General features: G+C 63.3%; 21 protein-coding genes. 13 read left to right on the forward strand and 8 right to left on the reverse strand.

Annotated elements, in window-relative coordinates:
- Positions 1–55: 55 nt before the first annotated feature.
- The gene (locus BLR35_RS20585) at positions 56–196 is read right to left on the reverse strand and encodes a hypothetical protein (RefSeq protein WP_170830928.1); all 141 of its coding nucleotides are present in this window, start codon (positions 194–196) and stop codon (positions 56–58) included.
- Between the two features lie 166 nt (positions 197–362).
- Between BLR35_RS20585 and BLR35_RS05880 the strand changes: the two genes are divergently transcribed.
- Genes BLR35_RS05880 through BLR35_RS05895 form a run of 4 tightly spaced genes read left to right on the forward strand, consistent with a single transcriptional unit; the run spans position 363 to position 2,570 of the window.
- Positions 363–1,145, forward strand: coding sequence for a 3-oxoacyl-ACP reductase family protein (locus tag BLR35_RS05880; protein ID WP_090378732.1), 783 nt, complete (start codon positions 363–365; stop codon positions 1,143–1,145).
- A 49-nt stretch (positions 1,146–1,194) separates the two neighbouring features.
- Positions 1,195–1,620, forward strand: coding sequence for a universal stress protein (locus BLR35_RS05885; protein ID WP_090378735.1), 426 nt, complete (start codon positions 1,195–1,197; stop codon positions 1,618–1,620).
- A gap of 4 nt (positions 1,621–1,624) precedes the next feature.
- Positions 1,625–2,086: a universal stress protein gene (locus BLR35_RS05890; protein WP_090378739.1), complete on the forward strand. Its 462-nt coding sequence runs from the start codon at positions 1,625–1,627 to the stop codon at positions 2,084–2,086.
- 52 nt (positions 2,087–2,138) lie between these two features.
- Positions 2,139–2,570, forward strand: coding sequence for a universal stress protein (locus BLR35_RS05895; RefSeq protein ID WP_090379730.1), 432 nt, complete (start codon positions 2,139–2,141; stop codon positions 2,568–2,570).
- 36 nt (positions 2,571–2,606) lie between these two features.
- Here the strand turns inward: BLR35_RS05895 and BLR35_RS05900 are convergent, their stop codons facing one another.
- Complete coding sequence (locus tag BLR35_RS05900) at positions 2,607–3,065, reverse strand: universal stress protein (protein ID WP_090379733.1); 459 nt, start codon at positions 3,063–3,065, stop codon at positions 2,607–2,609.
- Positions 3,066–3,106: 41 nt separating this feature from the next.
- Complete coding sequence (locus BLR35_RS05905) at positions 3,107–3,526, reverse strand: universal stress protein (protein WP_090378742.1); 420 nt, start codon at positions 3,524–3,526, stop codon at positions 3,107–3,109.
- 108 nt (positions 3,527–3,634) lie between these two features.
- Here BLR35_RS05905 and BLR35_RS05910 point away from each other — a divergent pair, with 108 nt between their 5' ends.
- Together BLR35_RS05910 and BLR35_RS05915 are read left to right on the forward strand one after the other, a co-directional pair.
- Positions 3,635–4,435 carry a ZIP family metal transporter gene (locus BLR35_RS05910; RefSeq protein ID WP_090378745.1) on the forward strand — a complete coding sequence of 267 codons (801 nt, stop codon included), beginning with the start codon at positions 3,635–3,637 and terminating at the stop codon, positions 4,433–4,435.
- Between the two features lie 52 nt (positions 4,436–4,487).
- Entirely contained in the window at positions 4,488–5,861 is a 1,374-nt protein-coding gene (locus BLR35_RS05915) for a sulfatase family protein (RefSeq protein WP_090378749.1), read from the forward strand.
- A gap of 49 nt (positions 5,862–5,910) precedes the next feature.
- Here BLR35_RS05915 and BLR35_RS05920 read toward each other — a convergent pair whose 3' ends face one another.
- Complete coding sequence (locus BLR35_RS05920) at positions 5,911–6,666, reverse strand: class I SAM-dependent methyltransferase (RefSeq protein ID WP_090378751.1); 756 nt, start codon at positions 6,664–6,666, stop codon at positions 5,911–5,913.
- A gap of 211 nt (positions 6,667–6,877) precedes the next feature.
- Here BLR35_RS05920 and BLR35_RS05925 point away from each other — a divergent pair, with 211 nt between their 5' ends.
- Both BLR35_RS05925 and BLR35_RS05930 read left to right on the forward strand, forming a co-directional pair.
- The gene (locus BLR35_RS05925) at positions 6,878–7,846 is read left to right on the forward strand and encodes a transcription initiation factor IIB (RefSeq protein ID WP_090378754.1); all 969 of its coding nucleotides are present in this window, start codon (positions 6,878–6,880) and stop codon (positions 7,844–7,846) included.
- A 986-nt stretch (positions 7,847–8,832) separates the two neighbouring features.
- On the forward strand, positions 8,833–10,143 hold the full coding sequence (locus BLR35_RS05930) for an RNA-guided endonuclease TnpB family protein (RefSeq protein WP_090378756.1): 1,311 nt from the start codon (positions 8,833–8,835) through the stop codon (positions 10,141–10,143).
- Between the two features lie 50 nt (positions 10,144–10,193).
- Here BLR35_RS05930 and BLR35_RS05935 read toward each other — a convergent pair whose 3' ends face one another.
- The 3 genes from BLR35_RS05935 to BLR35_RS05945 all read right to left on the reverse strand — a co-directional run bounded on the left by BLR35_RS05935 (position 10,194) and on the right by BLR35_RS05945 (position 14,285).
- A complete protein-coding gene (locus BLR35_RS05935; protein WP_090378759.1) occupies positions 10,194–11,282 on the reverse strand; it encodes an SDR family oxidoreductase in 1,089 nt (362 codons plus the stop codon).
- The gene (locus BLR35_RS05940) at positions 11,270–12,856 is read right to left on the reverse strand and encodes a succinic semialdehyde dehydrogenase (RefSeq protein WP_090378762.1); all 1,587 of its coding nucleotides are present in this window, start codon (positions 12,854–12,856) and stop codon (positions 11,270–11,272) included. The genes BLR35_RS05935 and BLR35_RS05940 overlap by 13 nt, the downstream gene beginning before the upstream one ends.
- Positions 12,857–12,989: 133 nt before the next feature.
- Complete coding sequence (locus BLR35_RS05945) at positions 12,990–14,285, reverse strand: polysaccharide deacetylase family protein (protein ID WP_090378765.1); 1,296 nt, start codon at positions 14,283–14,285, stop codon at positions 12,990–12,992.
- Between the two features lie 409 nt (positions 14,286–14,694).
- Between BLR35_RS05945 and BLR35_RS05950 the strand changes: the two genes are divergently transcribed.
- Positions 14,695–15,081: a DUF2267 domain-containing protein gene (locus BLR35_RS05950; RefSeq protein WP_090379735.1), complete on the forward strand. Its 387-nt coding sequence runs from the start codon at positions 14,695–14,697 to the stop codon at positions 15,079–15,081.
- Entirely contained in the window at positions 15,078–15,764 is a 687-nt protein-coding gene (locus BLR35_RS05955) for a class I SAM-dependent methyltransferase (RefSeq protein WP_090378768.1), read from the forward strand. The genes BLR35_RS05950 and BLR35_RS05955 overlap by 4 nt, the downstream gene beginning before the upstream one ends.
- A gap of 8 nt (positions 15,765–15,772) precedes the next feature.
- On the opposite strand, the gene BLR35_RS05960 is transcribed toward BLR35_RS05955, so the two are convergent.
- On the reverse strand, positions 15,773–16,672 hold the full coding sequence (locus BLR35_RS05960) for a universal stress protein (RefSeq protein WP_090378773.1): 900 nt from the start codon (positions 16,670–16,672) through the stop codon (positions 15,773–15,775).
- Between the two features lie 116 nt (positions 16,673–16,788).
- Here BLR35_RS05960 and BLR35_RS05965 point away from each other — a divergent pair, with 116 nt between their 5' ends.
- From BLR35_RS05965 to ppc, 3 genes are all read left to right on the forward strand, one after another.
- Positions 16,789–17,736, forward strand: coding sequence for a hypothetical protein (locus BLR35_RS05965; protein ID WP_090378776.1), 948 nt, complete (start codon positions 16,789–16,791; stop codon positions 17,734–17,736).
- A gap of 175 nt (positions 17,737–17,911) precedes the next feature.
- Positions 17,912–18,502 carry a methyltransferase family protein gene (locus tag BLR35_RS05970; protein ID WP_090378779.1) on the forward strand — a complete coding sequence of 197 codons (591 nt, stop codon included), beginning with the start codon at positions 17,912–17,914 and terminating at the stop codon, positions 18,500–18,502.
- Positions 18,503–18,786: 284 nt separating this feature from the next.
- Positions 18,787–21,477 (forward strand): phosphoenolpyruvate carboxylase, encoded by a 2,691-nt coding sequence (gene ppc / locus BLR35_RS05975; RefSeq protein WP_090378781.1) that lies wholly within the window; start codon positions 18,787–18,789, stop codon positions 21,475–21,477.
- The last annotated feature ends 50 nt before the right edge of the window (positions 21,478–21,527 follow it).

Below are 21,527 nucleotides of genomic sequence, written 5' to 3' on the forward strand. Positions count from 1 at the left end.
GGTCGAATCCGACGGTCGGTCGGACGACCCCCCGACGACCGTGTCCGTCGTCTCGTCAGGGGACGCTGAAATCGAACTGACGATCGTCACGGTCACCGACAGCCTCGAGTGCGGCGTCGGTAACCCGTTCGCGGGTCGACGAGTCCGGACAGTCGTCGAACTGGGTGTTGGCAACGCCAGCGATCTGGACGGTCATGTTCCCATCCCTATCACGATAGTCGTCTTAATCCCCCCTGCAAGCAGTATCGGCGGTGACCTGTACCGGCGACGATACGTGTACTCTCTGCGGATGGGTCGATGACAGCCATGTGGTTTCAAATCAGGGGTATAGTTAACACGGAGGGCGATGAGTCGTCGACTGTATGTCCGAGACAGTACAGCGGCTCGAACCACTGGATCGCCGACCGCTCGCCGATCGGACCTGCCTGGTCACCGGGTCCTCTCGCGGGATCGGGCGGGACATCGCCCTCGAGTTCGCTCGTTGCGGAGCGGACGTCGTGGTCAACTACCGGAGTTCCGACGAACGGGCCCGCGAGGTGACAGAGCGGATCGAACAGAACGACGAGACGGCAATCGCCGTCGGCGCAGACGTCTCCGACCCCGACGACGTCCAGCGGATGGTCGACGAGGTTCACGACGAACTCGGGCCGATCGACGTCCTCGTGAACAACGCCGGGATCACGATCGACCGGAAGTTCGAGAACATGACCTACGAGGACTGGCAGAAAGTGATGGAGGTCAACCTCAACGGGACGTTCAACTGCACGAAAGCGTTCTACGACGACATCAAGGAGGCCGATCAGGGACGGCTCATCAACATCTCGAGCGTGGTCGGCCAGCAGGGTAACTACGGCCAGGCCAACTACGCGACCTCGAAGGGCGGACTGATCGCGTTCACCCGAACGATCGCGCTGGAACTGGCCAGACACGACTCGACGGCAAACTGCGTCGCACCTGGGTTCACCCGGACAGACATGCTCGAGAAGGTTCCCGAACGCGTTCAGGAACAAATCCGGGACGACATCCCCCTGAACCGGTTTGCCGACACGAAAGACATCGTCGGCATGGTCCGGTTCCTCGCGGGCGACTACGCCGACTACATGACGGGCCAGGTCATCGGGATCAACGGCGGGATGGAGTGGTAGTCGCTCCGGGAGACGATCTATTATACTGCTGGCCGACGTACTCACAGCCATGAGCGAGCGAATACTCGTCCCGTACGACGGCTCGGCACCGTCGAAGAAGGCACTCGAGTACACGATCGAGAAGTTCGAAAACCCGGACGTCACCGCCCTCTACGTCGTTCCGGTGCCGGAGGGGTACTGGACCGCATTCGAGGACGAAGAGATGGAGGCTGCGGAGGCAGACAGGGCCCGGGAACAGGGACAGGAAACGCTCGACGAAGCGAGAGAAACCGGGGCGGAACACGGTTGCGACGTCGACACCGAGGTCGTGACCGGCAAACCGGATCGAGTGGTCCTCGAGTACGCCGAAAGCGAAACCTACGACACGATCGTTATGGGAAGCCACGGTCGCGAGGGCGTCTCGCGGGTGTTGCTCGGCAGCGTCGCCGAAAACGTCGTTCGCCGGTCGCCGATTCCGGTCGTCGTCGTTCGCTAACGCCGTGACCTCGATCCTCGTCCCGACCGATGGCAGTGCCGCCGCGGGCCACGCCCTCGAGCGAGCACTGGAGATAGCCGACGAGCGTGACGGTCACGTCGAGGTCTACGTCCTCACAGTCGTCGACACGACGACGTCACCGGTCCGGTTCGGCGTGACCGACGTCGTCGAACTCGACCGGGCCAGGAAGTGTCTCGTCGACGAGATCGCCGCGGTCTACGACGATCACGACGCCGAAATCCACGGTGCCGTTCGTCGCGGCCGGCCGGCCCGAGTCGTCCTCTCGTACGCCGACGAACGAGACGTCGACCTGATCGTCCTCGGTCGAACCGAACGCAGCGACGTGAGCGAGACGCTGTTCGGAAGTACCGTCGGTCGGGTACGCGAGCGAGCGACGGTTCCGGTGATCGTCGTCCCGGAAACCGAAGCCACAAACGAGACTCGCTCGCTCTCACCGTTCGACTGACGACGGGTCACGAGGTGAGGGTTTACTACCGATGCAGTCCAACGTCGGAGACATGGGACAATCGATCCTCGTCGCCCACGACGGATCGTCACACGCACAGGACGCACTCGAGTACGCACTCGAGACGTTTCCCGACGCGCGGATCGTCCTCTTTCACGCGATCGATCCGTTCGAGGTGACGCCGGACGAAGGAGGACTGCCACCGCTGACGGAATCGTGGCTCGAGGAACAGCGGGCGGATGCAGCGGAACTCTTCGTGGAGGCACGCGAGGGCGTCGACGACGAGGGTGTGACGATCGAGACGGACACTGCAGTCGGCTCCCCGCCGCAGACGATCCTCGGCTACGTCGAAGATTCGGAGATCGACCAGGTAGTGCTCGGCGGGCGTGGACGAAGCGCCGGGCCGGGTTCGGAGTTTCGGCTCGGCAGCACTGCCGAACTCGTGGTGCGGCGGGCGGACGTTCCCGTAATCGTCGTTCGATGAGGTTCGTTCCAAAAGTGGTCCAGCGATAGCCCCCCGTCACCGGCTGTTGTCGTCCCGAACGACCGTGACAGTGACCGGTGCTCGGTAGACGACGCTCTCCGCGACGCTGCCCAGCAACAGCCGCGAGGGGCCTGCACGTCCGTGCCCACCCATCACGATCTGGTCGACGTCGTGATCCTCGGCGTAGTCGACGATCTCACGGGTCGGTTCGCCGACGGCGCTCTCGGCCTCGAGTTCGACGCCGTGTTCGTCCGCTAGCGCTCGAGCCTCCTCGAAAATCTCCTCTTCCTCTTCGCCTGCACGCTCGTACCACTCTTCGGACCCGTGTGGCGGTTCCGTCCTGACGTCGATCTCGGTCATCGAACTGTACCCCGGATCCGACGGGTCGATCACGTGTAACGCGACGATCGAGACGTCCTCGTACTCCTCGAGTGCGAACTCGAGGGCCTGTCTGGAGAGTGGTGATCCGTCGACGGGGACGAGTATGCGGGACATCGACCACTCGTACCTCATCGAGTGCCAAAATAGTATCCGGGCTATCGAACGACGGTGACCGGAACGGGTGCACGGCGGACGACCGTCTCCGCGACGCTGCCGAGCAAGACGCGCGAGGCTCCGGACCGGCCGTGGCTTCCGATGACGACCAGATCGGCATTCTCCTCCTCTGCAGCCGTGACGATCTCGTGGGCCGGGCGTCCGACGATCGTCTCGGTATCAATGTCGTCGTGTCCGTGTTCGGCCGCGATCTCTCGTGCCTCCTCGAACAGCTTGTCGGCGGCTTCGCGTCGAGCGTCGATCAGCGAGTCGTAGGCGTAGACGGCTCCGTCCCCGTACATAGCCGTACTCGGGTTGATGACGTGTACCAGACTGAGATCGGCGTCGGGATACGACTTCGTGGCGTGGGCGATCGCTTTTCGTGCCGGCTCCGAGTCGTCGATCGGAACGAGTACTCTCATACGTGACGTTCGCAAACCGCGTACAAAAAGCCACGCGCTGGTTCTCGACTCGAGGCAGCACGCGCGAGCCATCAACAACGGTAAGAGGATCTATAGACGAGAAGCAGTATGGTCGTCGAGGGACTCGGGCTCGTGATCGCCGCGGGCGTCTTTACTGCGATCGTCTGCGGGTTCGGGACGCTCCCCTTCTTCTTCGTCGACGACGTCAGCGACCGCGTAACCGTCGTCCTCTGGGGTTTGGCGGGCGGTATCATGCTGTTCGCGTCGGTGTTCGGCTTCGTCGTCGAGGGGCTGGCCGAGGGGTCGATCGCCCAGGTCGGACTCGGCCTCGTCGTCGGCGTCGTGCTGGTGGTTCTCGCCGACCGGCTCATCGCGGGCCACGAGTTTCGCCCACGCCAGATCCCCGATGCCGACTTCCGCAAACTGGTGTTGATCGTCGGCGTCCTCACCGTCCACAGCTTCCCGGAGGGAGTCGCACTCGGCGTCGCGTTCGCCGACCTCGGCGTCGAGGGCGATCTGGTCCTCGCCGGCCTCGCGATTCCGGCGCTCGCGGTCTTCATCACGATCGCGATCTCGATCCAGAACATTCCGGAGGGGCTTGCAGTCGCGATCCCGCTTCACACGTACGGACTCGCTAACTGGAAGATATTCGGCTGGGCCGTCTTCTCGAGCGTTCCACAGCCGATCGGCGCGGCAATCGCGTACGTGTTCGTCACTATCGCTCGCGATTTCCTTCCGCTCGGATTCGGTTTCGCTGCCGGCGCGATGATTTATCTCGTCCTCCACGACATCTTTCCGGAGGCGCTCGATCACGGGTCGGAGCTCCCCGGCAGGGGCCGTCGGGAGCTGGTGATCGGGATTAGCCTGGGCGTCGCGATCATGGTTCCAGTGATGCTTCTCACGGAGTAATCGCCCGGTACAGCCGCCAAAATTATCCACGGGGTCGTGGTAGAGCGGGGCTATGGCCCCGTCGAAGCCGAACGTCGTTTTGATAACGTGTCACGATCTCGGGCGGTACCTGGGCTGTTACGGTGCCGACATCGAGACGCCCCGAATCGACGAACTCGCGGCCACTGGCTCTCTCTTCGAGAACCACTTCGTGACGGCTCCGCAATGTTCTCCCAGCCGCGGCAGTTTCATGACCGGCCGGTTCCCGCACGTTAATGGACTGATGGGGCTCGCTCACGGCGACTGGGAACTCCACGACGGCGAACGCATCCTCCCTCACTACCTCGGCGACGTCGGATACGAAACCCACCTGTTTGGCCTCCAGCACATCACGCAGGATACCGATCGACTCGAGTACGACTACGTTCACTCCGAGGGAAACCTTTATCCCGGCGTCTCGCCGGCCGTCCATCAGGCAAACCGGGCCAGAAACGTCGCAGACGTCGTCTCCGGCTTCCTCGAGCGCGAGGCGTTCGACGACCCCTTCTTTGCATCTATCGGGTTCTTCGAACTCCATCGAGTCGAAGAGGAAAACGGCCGGTTCGGATTCGACAGCGACCACTACGAGACGGACGACCCGGACGACGTCCGCCCGCTAACCTACCTCCCCGATCGGCGTGGCATCCGGCAGGATCTGGCCGAGATGCACGGCATGGTCCGCGCCGTCGACGACGCGGTCGGGTCGATCGTCGAGACGCTCGAGGAGACGGGCCTCGACGAGGAGACCCTGATCGTGTTCACGACCGAACACGGGATCGCGTTCCCCCGGGCGAAAGGGAGCTGTTACGACCCCGGGATCGAGGCGGCGCTGATCCTGCGGTGTCCGGACATCGCCGACGACGGGAACCGGTACGACGAACTGCTCAGCAACGTCGACGTACTGCCGACGATTCTCGACCTGGTCGCCGACGAGGACGACCTCGAGACGCGCCACGAAATTCACGGCCGGAGTTTCCTGCCGCTGCTGACTGGCGAGGAGTACGAGCCACGGGATCGCGTGTTCGCGGAGATGACCTGGCACGACATGTACAACCCGGTCCGCGCGATCCGGACGGAGCGATACAAGTACGTTCGCAACTTCTGGCACCTGCCGAAAGTCTATCTCACCAAGGACGTGTTCGCGAGCGAGGCAGGACGAATGGTCAGAGAGAGCGACGGCGTTCCGCCACGACCCTACGAGGAACTGTACGACCTGCACGAGAGTCCACAGGAAGACGACAACGTCGTCTTCGAGCCGAAGTACCGGGACGTCCGGGAGGACCTCTCTCGAGAACTCTACGAGTGGATGGATCGGACTGACGATCCGCTGCTGGACGGTCCCGTCGTCCCCGGCGATTACGAGACGATCACGTCGTGGTCACACGAGGCGACGGGCGACGCTGACTGAGGTCTGGAGTGAGTTTCGGACCCCCTGCGAATCGTCGTCGATCGTCCTCTCAGCAGCGCGGTTCAGGCCGGGGCTCTGCACGCACACACAGCGTGTCGGGCTCTTCCGTAGCTTTCTCGTATCGTTCGGGATTGGCGTCTCTGTACTCCTCTCGCGGGGTTATCTCTCGAAACTGGTCTATGCAGAACTCGGTTTCCACGAGCGAGTCGATAATCTCCGCGATCGGGCGATGATACTGTTCGACGGCCGCTCCGGTGTCGCCCCACTCGAGGACGTACGAGTCGACGTCGTAGTAACTCGCCAGTTCGTCTCGATGTCGTCGGTACCGTCGAACCGGATGGATCACCGTGAACACCAGGGAACCGTCGGCAGTGAGGACTCTCCCGAACTCTGCTAACACCGGCCGCCAGTTCTCGATGTGGCCAAGGACGAGATTGGCGAACACGAGGTCGAACTGGTTTTCGGATGCGAACTCTAGTTGCTCGGTAAGGTCGGCGCAGTAGAACGTAGCGCGAGACCCCAGCCGACGCTCGGCAGTCGCGATCGCCTCGGAACTGGCGTCGACGCCGACGACCTCCGAACCGTGGTCGAGGAACCACTCGCTGTAGTCACCGATTCCACAGCCCGCGTCGAGAACCGTCGTTCCCGATACAGTCGGAAGAATCGACCGGACGGCGGGCCAGACGTAGTATCGTTGATACGCACTCCCCGCCCACGGACTCGTTTCGAGGTCACTCCGTTGCTGGACCAGTCGGTCGTAGCCTGCTACGGTGGTACCGTTCGACTTTCGTCCGTCGTCAGCCATCTGTTACCGAACAGGGCGGCTCCAGATATACTTTCTCCCGCAGAGAGAGGATACAGCGCACGATCTGCATCGTGATGGATTCTCGGCGGGTATCTGTCCGTTCGGCGTTTTAAACGTGAGCCGATTCCCACGAATCGAGAAACCACCCCCCATACATAGGGATTCTAACCCAACTTCGGGCCGAGAACGACACGGAAGGGTTCAGATACGTATGTCCCAAATGAGCGTCAACGCGGTCGAGCGGACTCAGACCCCGCAAACGGAACGTGAGGCCGTGCGGCGGCAGGAAGGGAGCTGTCCGGAGTGTGACGGTCGGATTCGGCCGGACGACGACCGTGGCGAACGCGTGTGTTCGGACTGCGGGTTAGTGTCCGACGACGCGGAGATCGACTACGGCCCCGAGTGGCGGTCCACCGAGGGAGACGAGAACAGTCGGCGGCGAGTCGGTGCCCCGATCACACAGCGCAGACACGACAAAGGGCTCAGTACGACGATCGGCTGGGAGGACAGGGACGCCTACGGAAACGAACTCTCCGCTCGCAAGCGAGCCCGGCTCAACCGACTGCGAACCTGGAACGAGCGGTTCACCTCGAAGGACTCTCGAGAGCGAAACCTCAAACAGGCGTTCGGCGAACTCGAGCGCATGGCGTCGGCGCTCGGCCTCCCCGAACCGTGTCGCGAGACCGCCGCGATGATCTACCGGCAAGCGGCCGAAGCGGACCTGCTTCTCGGACGGTCGATCGAGGCAGTAGCGACAGCCAGTCTCTACGCCGCTGCCCGCCAGCACGGGACGCCGCGAACGTTCAGCACGTTCGAGTCGGTGAGCCGCGTCGACGAACCACCGACCCAGCGAGCGTACCGACAGCTCTCGAGCGAACTCGGCCTCGAGATCGCACCACCTGATCCCGATCAGTATCTCCGGCAGTTCACCTCGAGTCTCGAGGTGACCGAAGAGACCGAACGCGTCGCTCGAGAGGTTCTCGCCGCGGCGAAAGAGGAGCAACTCCACGTCGGGAAGAACCCAGCCGGCGTCGCGGCCGCGGCGATCTACGCGGCCGGCCGGCTAGCGAACGACCACGTCACCCAGGAAACGATCGACGACGCGACCGGCGTGAGCAAGTTCACGATCCGGAACCGGTACCAGGAGCTACTGGACGCGTACGGGATCTACGAGGAGTAGGACTCGACCGTCGTTCGGGATTAGATTCCGATGACCATCGTCGATCGTCCGGACATCGATTTTCGGATTCGCTGACTCGAGCGTTCGTCTACTGTCGCTCCGGACCGGACGGCGTCATCGATCGGCGACCGCAAACGTGGCTACCGACGAGTACCGGAACGCCGGGAGAACGTCACGTTGCCGACTACACGTCCGATTCGCTCGAGCTGAATATGCGATGCAGCCTCCATCGAAACCGGTCGCAATTGATATCTGATTAATAATAACGGGTATTTTATTTCTCTGTTGAAAACCCGCTACTATGCCCTCCGCTGATCGACGTCAAACGCTTACGAAGCGCCAGCTTCTGGCTGTCTGTGGCTCCTGCGCTGGGGTCGGCACGCTCGGCGGATACGCATATGGATCGGGATTTTTTCGCGACGACTGCAATCCCACCCCGCTGGATACCTCGCCGGCTGACTGGCCCCTCCCCAGCTACGATGAAGGGAACACTCGTGCCGTCCCGTCCGAACACGCGCCAGAGAACGGACTATCCGAAACCTGGAGTGTCGGCATCCGGAACCCCGAACAACTCCTCGTGCTCAACGGCTCCGTTTTCGTCGTCCCGGAAGTGCCTCCGGCGGAGTTCATCACATCGTACGATCTGTCTACCGGCGAAGAACGATGGGTGAAGCCGGTCTCTATCTTTAAACAGCGAGAGAATCCCGCCGTTCACGGCGGGCGTGAATCTTTAAACAGCGAGAGAATCCCGCCGTTCACGGCGGGCGTGAATCGCGTCACTCGACTACGCAATCCACAGTCTACAGCAGACCGAATACCGAACAGAAGTTATTAGTGCCAAAATAACGTACAAATAATTGTGCGAACTGAAATCGATATGGAGCGAGGGAGCGACCTACATGAACGGGTGAAAGAGTACGCCCGCGACAATGGCATCCGCCATCCTCGCGCCTACGCTGAACTAATCGAGAACGGATTAGACGCCAGTGACAACGATAACTAAGACACTTCAAGCGACGTTCGCCCCACCGACAGCCCACAAGCAGTCGAAACTCAACGACCTGCTCGACACGTACCGTGACGGTCTGCAAGAGGCGTTTGACGCCGGGGCAAGTACCATGTCGGCGGTGAGCGACATCGTGACGCCCTACGACCTGCCGTATCAGGCCAAAGCAGCACTCTGCAACTACGTCCCGAAACTCCGTAAGACGTACAACGCGCAGGAGTTGGACGACGAACACCCAATACGGCTCACGAATCAGGCTGCCAAGTTCGACCACTCCGAGGAACGCGACTACGAGTTCACGTGGTGGGTTCCGCGTCCCGGTCGGGGAACGAACTTCTGGATTCCACTCCGAATCAACCCCGATCAGGAAGATCTCTGGCATGGCCTCGTATCGGAAGACGCGAAGGCGGGCGAGATACGGCTTCAGAAGCATCGGAAGAGCTGGGTACTGCACGTCACCGTCGAGTACCCAGTCGAAGAACCAGCGACAGACGGTGACGCCACACACATCGGCTTGGACATCGGAGAAACTGCCCTGATAACGGGCTGTGCCCTCAAGGACGGTTCTCCGACTGACCCGTTCGTGTGTAGCGGAAGCAGAGCGAAGCATCTCCGCAAAGAGATGCACACGACCCTGAAACGACTCCAAGAGCGTGACGCATCCGAGTGGCGAATTGAAGACCGCTTCTTGCACTACCAGAACGCGCTCACCGACATCGTGGAGAAGGCGTCTCGGCAGGCCGTCGAGTACGCCCGACAGTTCGAGAACCCTGTGTTGGTGATGGAGGACTTGACGTACATCCGTGAGCGTCTCGACTACGGGAAGTACATGAACCGTCGCCTTCACTCGTGGGCGTTCGCCCAACTCCAAGGGCGCATCGAGGACAAGGCGACGGAAGCAGGCATCCCAGTCGAGTACGTGAACCCGGCGTACACCTCGCAGACGTGCCACTCGTGCCACCGCATCGGTCGGCGGGACTCCCAAGCCGAGTTCCGGTGTCCGAACGACGACTGCCACGTTTCGACGTTTCAGGCCGACATCAACGCTTCCGCGAATATCGCACGACGGGTTGACCCGTGGGGAGAGAGCGTCCCGCTTGACAAGGCGGAACGCGATGACTCGTCTCGGGATGGGCGCGGTTGTGACACCGCCATGGCTCACCGTGAGAAGAGCGTACCAGCGCAGATGACGCTCACGGCGTTCCAAGAGTCGGAACCCTCTGCCAGCGTTCACGAGACCGGAGGTCTCGTGCAGCCCGCCAGAACCGAAGGTTCTGGAGACGACGACTAACTGGTATTCCCCATGCGTGGGAAGCCTCGCCGTTTACGGCGAGGAGGATGTCACACCATCGCTTCGTCGCCGACGTCGGGATTCTCGAGAACGTACCCGACCAGTCGATCGACGTAGGATTCGAACGCCGGCACCGCGATACCACTGCCCTCGAGCGCCTGTCTCGTCTTCGGACAGGCGTACCGCGTCGGGTGGTCGAGGTAGTCGAGGGTGGCGGGCTCGAGCGGCAGCGACGACGAGAGCCGGCTCGACACCGCGCGAGCGACCTGCTTCGTCGTCGGCAGCGTGACGGTACGGTGGCCGGCCGCCGTCGCGAGGGTTTCGACGAACCGCGGAACTGGAAGCGGCGCGGGATCACAGAGCTGGTAGACCTCGCCGACGGTCTCCTCGCGGTCGCTGAGGGAGGCGATGGCGTCGACGACGTAGTCCCTGGGGACGACGTTTAGCTCGGCGTCGCTCGAGTCCGGGAGCGAGAACGCCAGCGAGAACCGCGAGGGCTGGGCGAGCAGGAGTCGAAGCAGGTAGTAGGGGCCGTCGTACTTGTCGGTCTCGCCGGTTCGACTGTCGCCGACGACGATCGCGGGCCGGTAGATCGTCGCTGGCAGACCCGCGTCCATTCGCTTCTGCACCGCGACCTCCGCGCGGTACTTGGTCTCCTCGTAGTGGTTGTTGAACGACTGGCCCTCCTGCAGGTGGTCTTCAGTGAACACGCCGTCGTAGCGGCCGCTGACGTAACAGGTGCTGACGTAGTGGAGCCGATCCACGTCGCAGTCCTCGGCGAACTCGAGAACGTGCTCGGTGCCCCGGACGTTGACCGCTTCCGCCAGGTCGCGGTCGACTGCGAGGTCGTAGACCGCCGCGAGGTGGTACAGTTCGCGGACGCTCTCGAGCGACTCGTCGTCCAGTCCGAGGTCGGGTTCGGTGATGTCACCTTCGTAGAGCCGAATCGCATCTTTGTCGACTCCATCGATTCCGTCGGTGATCTCCTGTGCCCGCCGTCGAGCCGTCTCGAGGTACTGTGGCTGGACCAGACAGGCGACCGGTCCGTCGCCGCGGGCGAGGACGCGCTCGAGCAGCGCCGAACCGAGAAACCCCGGGAACCCGGTGAAGAAGACTTCGGGCTCGGTCACGGCAACCACCTCACGAGGCGCCGCTGGATCTTCGTCAGTCCGAACATGAAGCGGGCGAACCAGCGTGGCGAGACGCCCGGCGGCGCGTCCAGCGGGCCGATTCGCGAGGTCGCGACCGTCCGAGCGTCGACGTACCGGCGGAGCCCCTCCGGGCCGTGCCGACGGCCGAGTCCCGAGTCGCCGAAGCCGCCCATCGGCGCGTCCGTCGCCGCCCAGCCGACGGTGTAGGGATCGTTGACGCAGACAGTGCCATAGTCGATCTCGCGGGCGACTTTCCGGCCGCGCTCGTGGTCGGTCGTCCAGACGCTCGCGTTTAGCCCGTACTCGGTGTCGTTCGCCCGTTCGATCGCCTCGTCGGCGCCCGAAACGGGATGGACAGTGACGACGGGACCGAACGTCTCCTCGCAGGCGACCCGCAAGTCGGGGTCGACGTCCGTCAGAATCGTTGGCTCGTAACAGAAGGGGCCGACGTCGGGCCGAGCACGGCCACCCGAGAGCAACGACGCGCCGTTCTCGACCGCGTCGTCGACGAACTCCTGGACGGCCTCGAGGTGGTTGCCGTCGATCAGCGAGCCGACGTCGGGGCCGTAGTCGAACTCGAGGCCGAGTTCGAGTCGTCGCGTCGCACCGACGAAGGCGTCGAGGAACTCGTCGTACCGTCGTTCGTCGACGTAGATTCGTTCGGGGGCGAGACAGAGCTGTCCCGCGTTCGTGAACGCGCCCTTGACCGCGCCACGGGCGGCCGTCTCGGGGTCGGCGTCGTCGAGGACGACCATCGGGTTCTTCCCGCCGAGCTCGAGCGAGCAGCCGATAAGGCTCCGACCGGCCTGCTCGGCGACCGTTCGGCCCGTCTCGGTGCCGCCGGTGAAGGCGACGTAGTCGACCTCGTCGATCAGCGCGGGACCGACCGTCGCCCCTTCGCCGGTGACGATCTGGAAGAGCCCGTCCGGGAGACCGGCCTCCGCCAGCAGATCTGCGAGCGCCAGCGCGATAAACGGCGTACGCTCGTCGGGTTTGCAGACGACGGCGTTGCCGGCGAGCAAGGCAGGTATCGCGTCGGTCATCGCGAGCGTTAGCGGGTAGTTCCACGGCGAGATCACGCCGACGACGCCGACGGGATCGTACGTGACTGTCGCGTCCGAGGCCAGCGGTACTGCACCGGATCGGTCCGCGTCTGCGAGTATCGAGGACCCGTTCGCCGCGTAGTACGAACACGTCAGCGGGACGTCGAGCACCTCTTCGACGGCGTGATGGCGGGCCTTGCCCGTCTCGAGTTGAACGATATCGAGCAACTCCTCTCGGCGTTTCAGGACGAGGTCGCCGAACCGTTCGAGTATCGCCGCCCGCTCGTCGATCGGCGCCCGTTCCCAGGCAGCCTGTGCCGAGCGAGCACGTTCGACCGCAGCCGCGGCGTCGTCGGCCGTACAGGACGGGACCGATCCGATCGCCTCGTCGGTGACGGGCGTCCGAACTTCGAGCGACGCCCCGTCGCCGGTCGTCTCGATCCGAGCCGCGAGACGCTCGAGGCGGCTGCTCTCGAGAGTCGTCGCCCCGAGGATCTGCGATCCGCTCGTCTGTTCCATGTCCCGATTTTCGCCTCGAGAGTACCTGTAGTTTGGGTTAGAAGAAGGTGAGGGTCGAAGGTTCTCGTTCGAGGCTAAAACGCTGCGACGAACTCGAGTGAGGAACCGGCCGGATGGGGCTCGCGACCGACAGTCAGTCCTCGTAGACGTACTCGTCTGCCATCTCCGCGGGAGTAATCACCTCGAGGTCGCCTTGCTCGACGAGTGCGTCGATCCGTGCGGCAGCCTCCTCGAGTGCCGCGATCGAACTCTCCTCCTCGAGTGCGTAGAACGCGAGCGAGGTGATCCCACCGTATTCGGCCGTCCAGTCGAGCTTGGTCACCGCCTCGTCGGGCTCCGGATTCGCCACGAGCGAACAGAGGTGTGGGTTACTGGCGTACCCCTGACACTCGGCCTGGCCCGCGAACGCGAGGTCGTAGTTCTCGGAGACGAGGTCGTACGACTCCTCGGTGTACTCGGAGCCCGGATAGGCGAAGAACCGGGCACCGTCCTCGTACCCCTGTTCCTCGAGCCAGTCGATCGGGTCCGTCACGTTCGACTCCAGTTCGTTCGGACTTACATCGCCGAGGTGGATGCCCTGCGCGGACTGACTGCCGATCGTCCAGCCGGCGCTGGCGAGTTCGCCGACCTGATCGTAGGTGAGCCGGTCACCCTGAACAGCGATGTCTGCCCGGAGTCGGTCGGTCGGGACGAACGCCGTCGCCGGAAGGTCGTACTCCTGGAGGACGGACATCGCTTCCGTGTAGTGAGATTCGTACCCGCCGTGGAACTGCAGCATGACCTTTCCGGTGTCGGGTTTGGGGACGAAGTGGAAGTCGTCGACCCACATCTGGCCCTCGGCGTCGTCGCCGAACCAGCGGATAATCTGGAGGACGTGGATCTCGCTCAGGTCGGGATCACCGCGGATGCGCGTGAGCCCGAAATTCTTGCGCGTCAGCGGCATATCTTCCATCACCTGCTGGCTGTACTCGACGTAGTCGCCGTCCGCGTCCTGGAGCTGGATGCGGACCATCCCGCGCCGGTTGGAGGTCATCGCGAGACCGGGGGCGACGCCACGGATGTCGATCGGTTCGTCCAGTGAGCGGCGAACCCTGACCTGGCCGTCCTCCTCGCTCGGCTCGAGTCGCGCACACTGCGAGCCGTCGTAGTACCTGTCCGTGTCGGCCTCGATCGAACCGATGTCCTGGAACGCAATCCAGGGCTCGAGGTCCTCGAAGTCGTCGAACGTGCCGACGAGGTCCGAGTCCGATTCCTCCTCCACTTCTTCCTCTTCTTCTTCGGGTTCCTCTTCGGTCTCTTCTTCGTCGCCGGGGTCGTCCCCGTCTTCTACGTCGGGGTCCTCTTCGTCGGCTTCGTCACCCATACAACCCGCGAGCGCGAGCCCGGTGACCGTCGCCGTCGTCGTCGTGAGGTACGTTCGTCGCTTCATCGGTGTGTGCTGAGCACAGGCCGACTCGCCGGATTGTTATGTGGAAGATAGCTCGAACTGCCGCTCGCTACCGGTTCGATTATCGCGGGTAACGGCGTCGAACACGGACGCCGTAGCGGTTTCACCGATGGACGAATTTCCGGTCTTACGGAGCCAAGCGACGCGTTCTGCGGTGTAAGCAGTGGAGAGTGGATGCAGTGAGACCCAACACGGCTGTAAGGTCGGCCAATTACGCTGTCGTCTCTGGGGAACGACACCCTGCCACAGGACTCGGTTGCTCGACGGTCGTACCTTTATGCGGCCGGGCGATGTGGCGTCCAGTGAATCGGCTCGAGACGAGCCGTTCGAGCCAGCGCTACGGGTCGGCGAACGTGTCGAGACGACACAGCCGACCCACGGAGGAGGCCACATGAACTACAAGGAATTCGTCGGCCAGGTCCAGCACAGACTCGAGTACGCACAGTTCGGGCCCGCGGTCAGGGCGAGCCGAGCAGTCCTGACGACGCTCGGTGAACGCCTCCAGGAGGGTGAAGCGACGGATCTCGCCAGCCCCCTTCCGATGGAGATCGACCGCTACCTGACCGAGGCGAACCACGGACAGCGCTTCGACTATCAGGAGTTCCTCGATCGCATCGCCGAGCGCGGGGGTCTCGACCGGGCGGACGCGAACTATCACGCACAGCAACTGCTCGCCGTCGTCGCCGAGGTCGTTCCGCCCGGTAATATCGAGAAAGTACGCGGACAGCTCCCGGAGGACTTCGAACCGCTGTTCGAACACGTCGAGATCGACGAGTGACTGTCGACGCACCACCGGGACCGATCGCCCCCGTTTCGAGACCGAAGAGAGTCGCTCGAGACTGGTACGACTCCCTGAGCGACTGGTACGATCTCGTCGCCGATCCGTTCGAGGCTCCGGCGCGGCGAACGGGACTGCAGTTGCTCGATCCCGAACCCGGCGAACGCGTCCTCGACGTCGGCTGTGGAACCGGCACGGCGCTCGTCCTGCTCGCTCGAGCCGTGGGTGAGACGGGAACCGCCGTCGGGATCGACCTCGCACCGGGCATGTGTCGCGTCTCGCGAAACGCGCTCGCCGACGCCGGACTCGATCCCGGCGTCGTAATCGTGGGCGACGGGGCGACACTGCCGTTCCCCGACGACGCCTTCGACGCGCTGTTCGCGAGTTTCGTCCTCGAACTGTTCGACACGCCGGACCTCCTGCCCGTCCTCGAGGAGTGGCGACGCGTACTCGATCCGGACGGACGGCTCTGCGTCGTGGCGCTGTCTCGTCGTCCCAGCCCAGTAACCGAACTCTACGAGCGATTTCACGAGCGGTTTCCGATGTTCGTTGACTGCCGTCCGATCTACGTCAGAGAGACGTTACTCGAGGCCGGGTTTCGGATCGTCGACGGCCGAACGGAACGGGTCTGGCGGTTACCGGTCGAGGTCGTCCTGGTTCGGCCTGCGTCGTCGCGGTCGTAATTTCGGCATCAGTCCGCACCAGGACGCCCCCGGACCAGCGTTACCGTCCGCGGGGACCGACGGGAGACCCGTTCCGCGACCGATCCCGTAAAGAGCCGTGTCGCGATCGAGCGGCCGTGGCTCCCCATGACGATCTGGTCGACGTCCTCCGTCTCGGCGTACTCGACGATGGCTGTAGACGGTTTCTCGTCACTGGTCACCGTCTCGATCGTCGCGTCGTGCTCGCTGGCCAGTTCCCTCGCCGATTCGAGAATCTCCTCGCCCCGTCGCTCGTGAGCCGTCACGACCTTCTCGAGATACGTTCCTTCGACGTCGGAACGCGGCCGATCGAAGGGCAACGACAGCGCGTGGAAGGCGACGTAGTCCGCGTCGGGGAACTGCGCGAGCGCGTACTCGAGCGCCGCGTCGGCCTGCTCGGAGCCGTCGACTGGAACGAGGACTTTCCCGGGTAGTTCGCGCTCCCGGATCGCCGTCGTCGATTCGGGGACGACCGTCGTCGAGACCGGGCCGCGGCGGACGACGGCCTCGCTAACGTGACCGAGGAAGGGCCGCGTGATCGGGGACTCGCCGTGACTGCCGAGGACGACGTGGTCGATCCCGCGGTCGTCGTCGGCCGCGACAGTCAGGATCTCCGTGTGTGGCGTGCCGGTTCGGAGCAGCGTCTCGAAAGCGGACTCGTGACCGAACTCGTCGGCACGGTCGGCCGCCTGCTCGAGGATCCGTTCGCCGTGTTCGCGGGCCCGTTCCGTCGACGGAGATTCGCCTCCGGCGGTCGCTTCGTGGTCGTGGCTGGGGTCGACGACGTAGAGTGCGGTCAGTTCGGCGTCGGGAAACGACGCGAGGCTGTACTCGAGGCCGGCGAATCCGTGGTCCGAGCCGTCGACAGGAACGAGAACGTGCTGTGGCATGGTTGCTGGCGGCGCTAGCTCGCCGATCCGACGTTCCACATCGACGAAAATAAATTCAGTCCACGAACGGCCACTGTCCCCGAAACGCCAATACGATCGTACACGAAATTCGAAATATGCCCTCCAGACGACGTGTTCTCACCCTCCTGGCCGCGAGTCCTCTCGGCGTACTCGCGGGCTGTGCTACGCCCGGCGGCGCACTCACTATGCGGGCAGTCGAGACCGATACTGCGATCGGTGTGGAAGCGACCGAGACGGTCGACGCGAACAGAAATCCGGAGATAGCAACGTTGCTCGACGATACACTGAAGAGCGACAGCGTCGAAGTCGAAGGGAAACGCCCGCCATTCGATCCGGACCGTTCCGTCCGATGGAAAGAGGGCGTCTACGGTGTCTCGTGGGAGGTGACTGGCGAACGGACGCGTACTGACTACGTCGTCGCCGCGGAACCCGTCGACGAAGACGCCGACCGCGCTCGAATCGCATACGAGGACCTGCCAGCCACCGACAGATCGAAACTCGCCGGCTTTCGGGAAGAACTCGCCCAGGCCAACGACGAACCGCGGATCGGCGTTCGCCTGGAGTACGTCGACGAGGACGCGATCGAGGCTTCCACGCTGGTCCCCGAATCCGAGTACGATCTCCTCGTCGTCGACGACCACCTCGTCTCCATCGAGGCCAGGGAAACGGAGACGACGGTCCACACCTTCACGTACGAACTCGAGAAACGAGCCACCTCGACAGCGGCGTACGGTGCCAAACTGCGGGCCAACCGACTGGTCACCCTGGAGCCGTCGAGCGACGAGCAGCGCGACCTCATCGAGGAGGCGGTCACGGACGGCCGAGCAGTCGTCGGCATCGACGACGACGCGTTCGTCGCGGTCGGCGAGCAACTACTGACAGAGGAGCCGATTTACGTCTCCGGCAGAGAAGGAACGTGGCTCGTCGAGTACGAGGACACTATCTACTGGACGGAACTGGACGCGCTTCGAACCACGGAACTCGTCGATCGACTCGAGGAGTACGACACGGAACGCGATCGGGGTTTCTCTAGTAACAACTAAAACGAGTTACACCCGATCGCACTGTCCACGATTCTTGCCCGCTTCGAACTTCGCTCGTGTCGTCCGATCGGGACAGTACCTTCCAGTGGCTGCTAGCGTTCGGTCTCGTGACGGCGAGACGTTCGAAAACCGACGGAACCCAACCATTTTGTCATTGAGGGATAACGTTCCGGGTGTGACGTCACCAATCTATTCGCAGCCGCCGAATCTGTACGTCTTCCTGGCAGCTGTCGCCGTATGGGTCGTCTCCGATCTGAGCATCGGTTTTCGGTACGGCAACCAGTCCGGTAGCAAGCAGGACCGCGGGTCGAAACACGCCATCGGTGCGGCGGTCTGTGGCGGCGTCCTGAGTGCTGCGCTTCTTCCGGTATGGGTTCCAGCGGCTGAAATGCCGTATCCAGCCGCTGCCTTCTGGCTGGGTATCGGACTACTGTTGCTCGGCGTCTCCGTTCGCCAGTACGCCGTCCGGACGCTCGAGGACGACTTCTCCCTCGAGGTGTCGGTCGACGAGACGGATACGGTCGTCACGTCGGGTCCGTACCAGTGGGTCCGACATCCGTCCTACACAGGTGGGCTCGTCACGCTCGTCGGAATCGGGGTTGCGGTGGGCCACTGGCTGAGTTTCGGGGCGACCGTCGTCGCGGGGGTGCTCGGATACCGGTACCGGATCTGCGTCGAGGAACGTGCTCTCCGTGCCACGCTGGGGGACTCGTACGAGGAGTACGCGTCTCGAACACCGTATCGACTGCTTCCGTTCGTCTGGTGACGGACCAGGGGTGCCAGTCGAGCGTCTCGAACTGCAGTCGGAGTGGCTCGGTCTCGAAGCTTTCGCACCTCTCCGATCAGAACACTCCGTTGAAATACTGAAACTACAAACCGAAGAAACATTTTCAATGAAAAAGATGAACTAGGACGTCGACTACAAATCACCAGATATGACGTAATAGAGCACACATATATCAGCTACTCTGATCGTACGAATACAGGAGAATGGTGGCAATTGTAAACTCCACCAAGGATTTTTTACATCTCCGCAACCAGTAGAGTGATATGCAACTACATAACAGGGGCGTCCGACAGGACGTCCGCGAACTCGGCGCGTTGCTCGGTGAGGTCCTGGAGGACCAGACTTCCCGGAGTGCGTTCGAAACCGTCGAATCCTGTCGTCGTAGCGCGATCGACTACCGGTCCGACGACCTCGAGTCCCGAGAACCACTCGTCTCGGAACTCGAGAGCCTCTCGCCACACCAGCAACGGATCGTCTCACGTGCGTTCACGACCTACTTCGAACTGATCAACCTCGCGGAGGAACGCGAGCGAGTTCGATCGATCCGAACCGGCTCTCAGGAGGGAACCCTCGAGGACAGCCTCGAGACGGCGGCCGAGGAACTCGGCGAGAAAGACACCGAGACTGTCCGGCAGATACTCGAGGACGTCCTGATCGAGCCGACGTTCACTGCCCATCCCACGGAGGCCCGCCGCAAGACCGTCAAGTCGAAGCTGCGGACGATCTCGACGTCCCTCGAGACGCTCGACGAACGGCTCCTGACCGACAAGGAGAAAGACCAGCTCTGGCGGGATATCGACGCCGAGGTGACGAGCCTCTGGCAGACGCCCCAGGTCCGCAACCGCCAGCCCGAACCCGAGGACGAGGCCCGGAACGTCCAGTGGTACCTCGAGAACACGCTGTTCGACGTCGTCGGCGAAGTATACGACGAACTCGCCGACGCGATCGACGAGGAACTCGACGGGGACCTCGAGATTCCCAAGCTCTTCGAGTTCCGATCGTGGGCCGGCAGCGACCGCGACGGCAACCCCTACGTCACGCCCGAGGTAACGGCCAATACTCTGGAACGACAGCGGTCGGTCATCCTCGAGCGGTACCGCGAGCAACTCAAACGTCTCTCCGGCGTGTTGAGCCAGGACGGGAGCCGGGTCGAGGCCGGCTCCGAATTCCAGGCCTCGCTCGAGCGCGACCTCGATCGGCTTCCCGGTAGCGCCCGCACCGCCGAACAGCGGTACCCGGACGAACCGTACCGCCAGAAGCTCAAACTCATGCGCGAACGGCTCGACCGGGTCGGCGACGTTCGACCGGGCGGCTACGACGACGTCGACGAACTCCTCGAGGATCTCGAACTCATCGCCGAGAGCCTGCAGAACAACGGGGCCGAAAGCGTCGTCGAGTCCCACGTCGACCCGATCCGGCGTCAGGTCGCGACCTTCGGCTTCTCGCTTGCCAGCCTGGATCTGCGCGAACACCAGGAGAAACACACCGACGCCATCGCCGAGGCGCTCGAGGGCGAGGGGATCGACTATCACTCGCTCTCGGAGGACGAACGCGTCGAGTTGCTCACCGACGCGATCCTCCAGGACGAACCCGTGATCGACCTTACCGAGACCGACGGTCTCTCCGACGAGTCCGCACGCGTCCTCCGGCTGTTCGCCGAACTCGGCGACTGGCAGGCAGAGTACGGCGTCGAGGCCATCGACACCTACTGCATCTCGATGACCGAAGAGCCGAGTCACGTCCTCGAGGTGCTCTTCCTCGCCGACCAGTCCGGCGTCGTCTCCCTCCCCGAACACTGCGGCATCGACGTCGTACCGCTGCTCGAGACAGAGTACGCCCTCTCCGGCGCTCGACGGATCATGGGCACGCTGTTCGAGAATGAGGCCTACAGCCAGGCGCTCGAGGCGCGCGATCGAACCCAGGAGATCATGCTGGGGTACTCCGACTCGAACAAGGAGAACGGTTTCCTGGCTGCGAACTGGTCGCTGTACAAGAACCAGCGTCGACTCGGCGAGATCTGCGACGACCACGACGTGACGATGCGGCTGTTCCACGGCCGCGGCGGGTCCATCTCCCGCGGTGGCGGACCGATGAACGAGGCGCTGCTGGCACTGCCCAACAGTACCGTCACGGGCCAGGTCAAGTTCACCGAACAGGGTGAGGCCATCGCCGAGAAATACGCCAACCCCCGTATCGCCGAGCGCAACATCGAACAGATGCTCAACGCACAGCTTCGAGCGCGCAAGCGAGCCCTCGAACAGCCCGAAGAGGACGTCCCCGAGGAGTGGGTCGACGCCATGGAGACGATGGCCGACGCTGCCCGCCGGGAGTACCGCGACCTGCTCGAGAGCGACGGCTTCGTCCAGTATTTCGAACAGGCGACGCCGATCACGGTCATCGAAGACCTCAACCTCGGTTCGCGGCCGGCCTCCCGATCCGGCGAGCGGACGGTCGAGGACCTGCGGGCGATCCCGTGGGTGTTCTCCTGGACCCAGTCCCGGTGTATCCTGCCGGGCTGGTACGCGGTTGCGGCCGGGATCGATTCGTATTTGAACGACGGCGGGTCGATCGAGACCCTTCAGGAGATGTACGCCGAGTGGCCGTTCTTCCAGACGACGCTGGACAACGCCGCCTTGTCGCTGTCCCGGACCGAACTCGAGATCGCCGAGAAGTACGCGGACTTGGCCGACACGGAACTCCGCGCGACGTTCTTCCCGCGCGTCAGCGAGGAGTACGAGCGTGCCGCCGAACTGATACAGACGATCGGTCAGCGCGACCAGCTACACACCCGCGACTGGCTTGGCGAGAACCTCGAGCGACGCAACCCCTACGTCGATCCGCTGAACATGCTGCAGGTGTACCTGCTGGATCAGACTCACCGGACCGACGTCGAGGAGCGAACGCTGCGGCTGACTGTGAAGGGGATCGCCGCCGGGATGAAGAATACGGGATAGACGCTCTCCCGCCGGTCCCATTGTAAACCGTTAATGTACCGCCTCGTCTC

The organism is Natronobacterium texcoconense, assembly GCF_900104065.1.
GTDB classification, from domain to species: Archaea; Halobacteriota; Halobacteria; order Halobacteriales; family Natrialbaceae; genus Natronobacterium; species Natronobacterium texcoconense.